The sequence below is a fragment of the Pseudomonas sp. 18.1.10 genome (genome assembly GCF_024655625.1).
Classification (GTDB): domain Bacteria; phylum Pseudomonadota; class Gammaproteobacteria; order Pseudomonadales; family Pseudomonadaceae; genus Aquipseudomonas.
In genome coordinates this window covers 61,364-68,303 of the sequence record NZ_JANLGL010000006.1, presented here as the reverse complement: position 1 = coordinate 68,303, position 6,940 = coordinate 61,364, and the positions used below count along the sequence as shown (strand labels likewise).

6 protein-coding genes are annotated in these 6,940 nt (G+C 60.0%); all 6 read left to right on the top strand.

Annotated features, from left to right (window positions below):
* The first annotated feature begins 156 nt into the window (after positions 1-156).
* The 6 genes from apaG (at position 157) to NUV89_RS02120 (ending at position 6,878) form a co-directional block, all read left to right on the top strand.
* Positions 157-537, top strand: coding sequence for a Co2+/Mg2+ efflux protein ApaG (gene apaG / locus NUV89_RS02145; RefSeq protein WP_017739505.1), 381 nt, complete (start codon positions 157-159; stop codon positions 535-537).
* Positions 537-1,385 carry a symmetrical bis(5'-nucleosyl)-tetraphosphatase gene (locus NUV89_RS02140; protein WP_257780123.1) on the top strand — a complete coding sequence of 283 codons (849 nt, stop codon included), beginning with the start codon at positions 537-539 and terminating at the stop codon, positions 1,383-1,385. The genes apaG and NUV89_RS02140 overlap by 1 nt, the downstream gene beginning before the upstream one ends.
* Positions 1,386-1,393: 8 nt before the next feature.
* Entirely contained in the window at positions 1,394-1,723 is a 330-nt protein-coding gene (gene glpE, locus NUV89_RS02135) for a thiosulfate sulfurtransferase GlpE (protein WP_257780122.1), read from the top strand.
* Positions 1,724-2,008: 285 nt separating this feature from the next.
* On the top strand, positions 2,009-3,931 hold the full coding sequence (locus NUV89_RS02130) for a PrkA family serine protein kinase (RefSeq protein WP_017739508.1): 1,923 nt from the start codon (positions 2,009-2,011) through the stop codon (positions 3,929-3,931).
* Between the two features lie 113 nt (positions 3,932-4,044).
* Positions 4,045-5,316, top strand: a complete 1,272-nt coding sequence (locus tag NUV89_RS02125; RefSeq protein ID WP_017739509.1) for a YeaH/YhbH family protein — start codon at positions 4,045-4,047, stop codon at positions 5,314-5,316.
* Entirely contained in the window at positions 5,313-6,878 is a 1,566-nt protein-coding gene (locus NUV89_RS02120) for a SpoVR family protein (protein WP_257780121.1), read from the top strand. Before NUV89_RS02125 ends, NUV89_RS02120 begins: the two co-directional genes overlap by 4 nt.
* Positions 6,879-6,940 lie beyond the last annotated feature (62 nt).

The window sequence follows — 6,940 nt, the reverse complement described above, 5'->3', positions numbered from 1 at the left end:
AGCCAATGAACCTGGCACTGACACACCGCCTTCGCGAGCAAGCCCGCTCCCACATTCTCCGCGCCGCCAGGTGGCATGTCTGGCCTAGTGCCCACCTCTTGGCCTAGACTGATCCGCATCTGCTGTCCCCCCGCTTTTGCTTTTAAGGCCTCTTGCATGTCCGATCCTCGCTACCAGATCGACGTCAGCGTCGTCACCCGCTTCCTGGCGGACCAATCGCAACCCGAACACAACCGCTTCGCCTTTGCCTACACCATCACGGTGAAAAACAACGGGCTGGTGCCGGCCAAGCTGCTGTCGCGCCACTGGGTGATTACCGACGGCGACGGCCAGGTCGAGGAAGTGCGCGGCGCAGGCGTGGTTGGCCAGCAGCCGTTGATTGATTGCGGAGCCAGCCACACCTACAGCAGCGGCACGGTGATGACCTCCAAGGTCGGCACCATGCAAGGCTCGTATCAGATGAAAGCCACCGACGGCCAGTTGTTCGACGCCGTCATCGCACCCTTCCGCCTCGCCGTGCCGGGAGCCCTGCACTGATGGCGACGTACGCGGTCGGCGACCTGCAAGGCTGCCTGGAACCCCTCAAGTGCCTGCTTGAACGCGTGTCCTTCGATCCAACCCGCGACCGCCTGTGGCTGGTCGGCGATCTGGTCAACCGCGGCCCGCAATCCCTCGAAACCTTGCGCTACTTATATAGCCTGCGCGACTCACTGGTGTGCGTCCTGGGCAACCACGACCTGCACCTGCTGGCGGCCGCCAATAACATCGAGCGTCTGAAAAAGGGCGACACCCTGCGGGAAATCCTCGAAGCGCCGGACAGCGCCGCCTTGCTCGACTGGCTGCGCCACCAGAAGATCATGCACTACGACGAGGTCCGCAATATGGCCCTGGTGCATGCTGGCATCCCGCCGCAGTGGACGCTGAAGAAAGCCCTCAAGTGCGCCGCCGAAGTCGAAAGCGTATTGGCTGATGACAACCTGTACACCACCTACCTCGACGGCATGTACGGCAACGAGCCAGTGAAGTGGGACAACGACCTCAAGGGTGTCACGCGCCTGCGGGTCATCACCAACTACTTCACCCGCATGCGTTTCTGCACCGCCGAAGGCAAGCTGGACCTCAAGAGCAAGGAAGGCGCCGACACCGCGCTGCCCGGCTACAAACCCTGGTTCGCCCACAAAGACCGCAAGACCCGTGACACAAAGATCATCTTTGGCCACTGGGCCGCCCTCGAAGGCAAGTGCACTGAGCCCGACGTGTTCGCCCTCGACACCGGTTGCGTGTGGGGCGGCGCCATGACCCTGATGAACATCGACACCGGCGAGCGCCACAGTTGCCAGTGCGAATCCCCCCTTTCCGTTACCCTGCCGGCCGCCAAGCCCTAGGAGCCCCCATGAGCGAATTCAAACGCATCTCCCCCGAACAAGCCCAGGCCCTGCGCGAGACAGGCGCCGTGGTCGTCGACATCCGCGATCAGCCTACCTACGTGGCGGCTCACATCACTGGCGCCCAACACCTGGACAACGTCAACATCGCCGACTTCATCCGCGCAGCCGACCTTGATGCGCCGGTGATCGTGGCCTGCTACCACGGCAATTCCAGCCAGAGCGCGGCGGCCTACCTGGTCAGCCAGGGTTTCTCCGACGTCTATAGCCTGGACGGTGGCTTTGAGCTGTGGCGTACGACGTTTCCTGCGGAAATTGCCTCAGGCGATTCGCAATAATTTTTTTCAAACCCCGCTACCCCGCGTGACGCTTGGCCTCGCGCCGTTTCTGACGAACGGCGCAGCCAAACTAATTACGCATCGCGCCTTGACCTCCCCGATTCCGAACTATCCTTAAGCGCAGGCCATCCGAATCAGGGGAGAGCCGGTACACCGGCGTGCGGGTCATCGGTAGCGTTTCAGGGTGTTCTGGGGGGAAAACGGCCATTGGCGATCGTCAATGACTGCCAGCATCGACTGATTGATCCGGCGTCGGCTCCACGTATCGAGCGAGGTGACGACGTCATGAGTATTTTTAGCCACTTCCAACAACGCTTCGAGTCCACACAGCAAGAAGAACTCACGCTGCAGGAGTATCTTGAGCTGTGCAAAAAGGACCGCAGTACCTATGCGTCTGCCGCCGAACGCCTGCTGCTGGCGATTGGCGAGCCGGAGCTGGTAGACACCTCCAACAACTCGCGCCTGTCGCGAATTTTTTCCAACAAGGTGATCCGTCGCTATCCGGCCTTTGAAGACTTCCATGGCATGGAAGAATGCATCGACCAGATCGTCTCCTACTTCCGCCATGCCGCCCAAGGCCTGGAAGAGAAGAAACAGATCCTCTACCTGCTCGGCCCCGTCGGCGGCGGTAAATCGTCCCTGGCCGAAAAGCTCAAACAACTGATCGAGAAAGTGCCCTTCTACGCCATCAAGGGCTCGCCGGTCTTCGAGTCGCCCCTGGGCCTGTTCAACGCCACCGAAGATGGCGCGATCCTCGAAGAAGACTTCGGCATCCCACGTCGCTACCTCAACACCATCATGTCGCCCTGGGCCACCAAGCGCCTGGCCGAGTTCGGCGGTGACATCAGCCAGTTCCGCGTGGTCAAGCTCTACCCCTCGATCCTCAACCAGATCGGCGTGGCCAAGACCGAACCGGGCGACGAAAACAACCAGGACATTTCGGCGCTGGTGGGCAAGGTCGATATCCGCAAGCTCGAAGAATTCCCGCAGAACGACGCCGATGCCTACAGCTACTCGGGCGCACTGTGCCGGGCCAACCAGGGCCTGATGGAGTTCGTGGAGATGTTCAAGGCACCGATCAAGGTGCTGCACCCACTGTTGACCGCCACCCAGGAAGGCAACTACAACAGTACCGAAGGCCTGGGGGCGATTCCGTTCACCGGGATCCTGCTGGCCCACTCCAACGAATCGGAGTGGCACACCTTCCGCAACAACAAGAACAACGAAGCCTTCATCGACCGGATCTATATCGTCAAGGTGCCGTACTGCCTGCGGGTCAGCGATGAAATCAAGATCTACGACAAGCTGCTGTTCAACAGCTCCCTGGCCAAGGCGCACTGCGCACCCGACACCCTGAAGATGCTCGCCCAGTTCACCGTGCTGTCGCGCCTCAAGGAGCCGGAAAACTCGAACATCTACTCGAAGATGCGCGTGTACGACGGCGAAAACCTCAAGGACACCGACCCCAAGGCCAAGTCGATCCAGGAGTACCGCGACACGGCCGGCGTCGACGAGGGCATGAACGGCCTGTCCACGCGGTTTGCGTTCAAGATCCTGTCCAAGGTCTTCAACTTCGACCCCCACGAGATCGCCGCCAACCCGGTGCACCTGCTCTACGTGCTGGAGCAGCAGATCGAACAGGAGCAATTCCAGGCCGAGACCCGCGAACGCTACCTGCGCTTCCTCAAGGAGTACCTGGCGCCGCGCTACATCGAATTTATCGGCAAGGAAATCCAGACCGCGTACCTGGAGTCCTACAGCGAGTACGGCCAGAACATCTTCGACCGCTACGTGCTGTACGCCGACTTCTGGATCCAGGACCAGGAATACCGCGACCCGGAAACCGGCGAGATTCTCAACCGCGTAGCCCTCAACGAGGAACTGGAGAAAATCGAGAAACCGGCCGGTATCAGCAACCCGAAAGATTTCCGCAACGAAATCGTCAACTTCGTGCTGCGTGCCCGCGCCAACAACAACGGCAAGAACCCCACCTGGCTCAGCTACGAGAAGCTGCGGGTGGTCATCGAGAAGAAAATGTTCTCCAACACCGAGGATCTGCTGCCGGTCATCAGCTTCAACGCCAAGGCCAGCAAGGAGGACCAGCAAAAACACAACGACTTCGTCACACGCATGGTCGAACGCGGCTACACCGACAAACAGGTACGGCTGCTCTCCGAGTGGTACCTGCGGGTGCGCAAATCGCAGTAAGGCAGCGACGCGCGTGCAGTGCCAGGCCTTTGGCCTGGCAACTGACCGCCTGTCCTTAAGCTTCCAGCTCGCAGTTTGAAGCTTGTAACGTGAAGCTGCCCGGAGGGCTCCCCATGAGCTATGTGATCGACCGACGCCTCAATGGCAAGAACAAGAGCACGGTAAACCGCCAGCGTTTCCTGCGGCGTTACCGTGACCACATCAAAAAGGCCGTGGAAGAGGCCGTCAGCCGCCGCTCCATTACCGACATGGAACATGGCGAACAAATCAGCATTCCCGGACGGGACATCGACGAACCGGTGCTGCACCACGGCCGTGGCGGCAAACAGACGGTGGTGCACCCGGGCAACAAGGAATTCACCACCGGCGAGCATATCCAGCGCCCCCAAGGCGGTGGCGGTGGCAAGGGCCCGGGCAAGGCCGGCAACTCCGGCGAGGGCATGGATGAGTTCGTGTTCCAGATCACCCAGGAGGAATTCCTCGAATTCATGTTCGAAGACCTGGAACTGCCCAACCTGGTCAAGCGCAACCTCACCGGCACCGACACCTTCAAGACCGTGCGCGCGGGGATCAGCAACGAGGGCAACCCGTCGCGCATCAACATCATCCGCACCCTGCGCTCGGCCCATGCGCGGCGTATCGCCCTGTCCGGCAGCAGCCGCGCCAAATTGAAGGAAGCGAAGGAAGAGCTGGCTCGACTGAAACGTGAAGAACCGGACAACTTCGGCGATATCCAGGACATCGAGGCGGAAATCGAGAAACTCAGTGCACGCATCCACCGCGTGCCGTTCCTCGACACCTTCGACCTGAAATACAACCTGCTGGTCAAGCAGCCCAACCCCAGCTCCAAGGCAGTGATGTTCTGCCTGATGGACGTGTCCGGCTCCATGACCCAGGCCACCAAGGACATCGCCAAGCGTTTCTTTATCCTGCTGTACCTGTTCCTGAAGCGGAACTACGACAAGATCGACGTGGTGTTCATCCGCCATCACACCAGCGCCCGGGAAGTGGACGAAGAGGAGTTCTTCTACTCACGGGAAACCGGCGGCACCATCGTCTCCAGTGCGCTGAAACTGATGCAGGAGATCATGGCCGAACGCTACCCGGCCAACGAGTGGAACATCTACGCCGCCCAAGCCTCGGACGGTGACAACTGGAACGATGACTCGCCCATCTGCCGCGACATCCTGATAAACCAGATCATGCCGTTCGTGCAGTACTACACTTACGTTGAAATCACCCCCCGTGAGCACCAGGCCCTGTGGTTCGAATACGAGCGCATCGGCGAAGCCTTTGCCGACACGTTCGCCCAGCAGCAACTGGTCTCGGCCGGCGATATCTACCCGGTCTTCCGTGAACTCTTCCAGCGCAGGTTAGTGACATGACCGCCAAAAAAGAGCAAAGACGCCAACCGATTTCCACGGGTTCCGAGTGGACCTTTGAACTGATCCAGGCCTATGACCGGGAAATCAGCCGCATCGCGGCGGGTTATGCCCTGGACACCTACCCCAACCAGATCGAAGTCATCACCGCCGAGCAGATGATGGATGCCTATGCCTCGGTCGGCATGCCCCTGGGCTATCACCATTGGTCCTACGGCAAACACTTCCTCAGCACCGAGAAGTCCTACAGCCGGGGCCAGATGGGCCTGGCCTACGAGATCGTCATCAACTCGGACCCGTGCATCGCCTATCTGATGGAAGAAAACACCATCTGCATGCAGGCGCTGGTGGTGGCCCATGCCTGCTACGGGCACAACAGCTTCTTCAAGGGCAACTACCTGTTCCGCACCTGGACCGACGCCAGCTCGATCATCGACTACCTGGTGTTCGCCAAGCAGTACATCATGCAGTGTGAGGAACGCCATGGCATCGACGCCGTGGAGGACCTGCTCGACTCCTGCCATGCGCTGATGAACTACGGCGTGGACCGCTACAAACGCCCGTACCCGATTTCCGCCGAGGAAGAACGCCTGCGCCAGAAGGAGCGCGAGGAGCACCTGCAAAAGCAGATCAACGACCTGTGGCGCACCATTCCGAAAAAGACCGGCAAGAACAGCGACAAGGACAATGCACGCTTCCCCGCCGAACCTCAGGAAAACATCCTGTATTTCCTGGAAAAACACGCCCCGCTGCTGGAGCCATGGCAGCGGGAAATCGTGCGCATTGTGCGCAAGATCGCCCAGTACTTTTATCCACAGCGCCAAACCCAGGTGATGAACGAAGGCTGGGCGACGTTCTGGCACTACACGCTGATGAACGACCTGTATGACGAAGGCCTGGTCACCGACGGCTTCATGATGGAGTTCCTCACTTCCCACACCAGCGTGGTATTCCAACCCGGCTTCGACAGCCCGTACTACAGCGGCATCAACCCCTACGCCCTGGGTTTTGCCATGTACCGTGACATCCGGCGCATGTGTGAGCACCCCACCGAAGAAGACCGCCGCTGGTTTCCGGAAATCGCCGGTACCGACTGGCTGTCCACGATCAAGTTCGCCATGAGCAGCTTCAAGGATGAGAGTTTCATCCTGCAATATTTGTCGCCCCAAGTGATTCGCGACCTCAAGCTGTTCAGCATCCTCGATGACGACCTCAAGGATGACCTGGTGGTACCCGCCATCCATGACGAGCCCGGCTACCGCACCATCCGCGAAACCCTGGCGGCGCAATACAACCTGGGTAACCGCGAGCCCAACGTGCAGATCTACAGCATCGACGTGCGCGGCGACCGCTCGCTGACCCTGCGTCACCAGCAACACGACCGCAAGCCCCTGGGCGAATCCACCGAGGAAGTGCTCAAGCACCTGCATCGGCTTTGGGGCTTCGACATCCACCTGGAAACCCTGCAGGGCGATCAGGTGATGAAAACCCACCATGTACCACCGCGCACCGATCACAACGACAATGACTACGGCCGCCTGGACCTGGCCGTCGTTCACCTCTGAAACAGCAAAGCCTCCATTGGCCAGGCACAGGCGTTATCCTGTGGGGCTAATGGAGGCTTTTT

What these genes read in the sequence shown, in the direction of transcription:
- glpE (WP_257780122.1), top strand. Translation starts at nt 1,394, where the DNA reads ATGAGCGAATTCAAACGCATCTCCCCCGAACAAGCCCAGGCCCTGCGC.
- NUV89_RS02125 (WP_017739509.1), top strand. Translation starts at nt 4,045, where the DNA reads ATGAGCTATGTGATCGACCGACGCCTCAATGGCAAGAACAAGAGCACG.
- NUV89_RS02120 (WP_257780121.1), top strand. Translation starts at nt 5,313, where the DNA reads ATGACCGCCAAAAAAGAGCAAAGACGCCAACCGATTTCCACGGGTTCC.
- apaG (WP_017739505.1), top strand. Translation starts at nt 157, where the DNA reads ATGTCCGATCCTCGCTACCAGATCGACGTCAGCGTCGTCACCCGCTTC.
- NUV89_RS02130 (WP_017739508.1), top strand. Translation starts at nt 2,009, where the DNA reads ATGAGTATTTTTAGCCACTTCCAACAACGCTTCGAGTCCACACAGCAA.
- NUV89_RS02140 (WP_257780123.1), top strand. Translation starts at nt 537, where the DNA reads ATGGCGACGTACGCGGTCGGCGACCTGCAAGGCTGCCTGGAACCCCTC.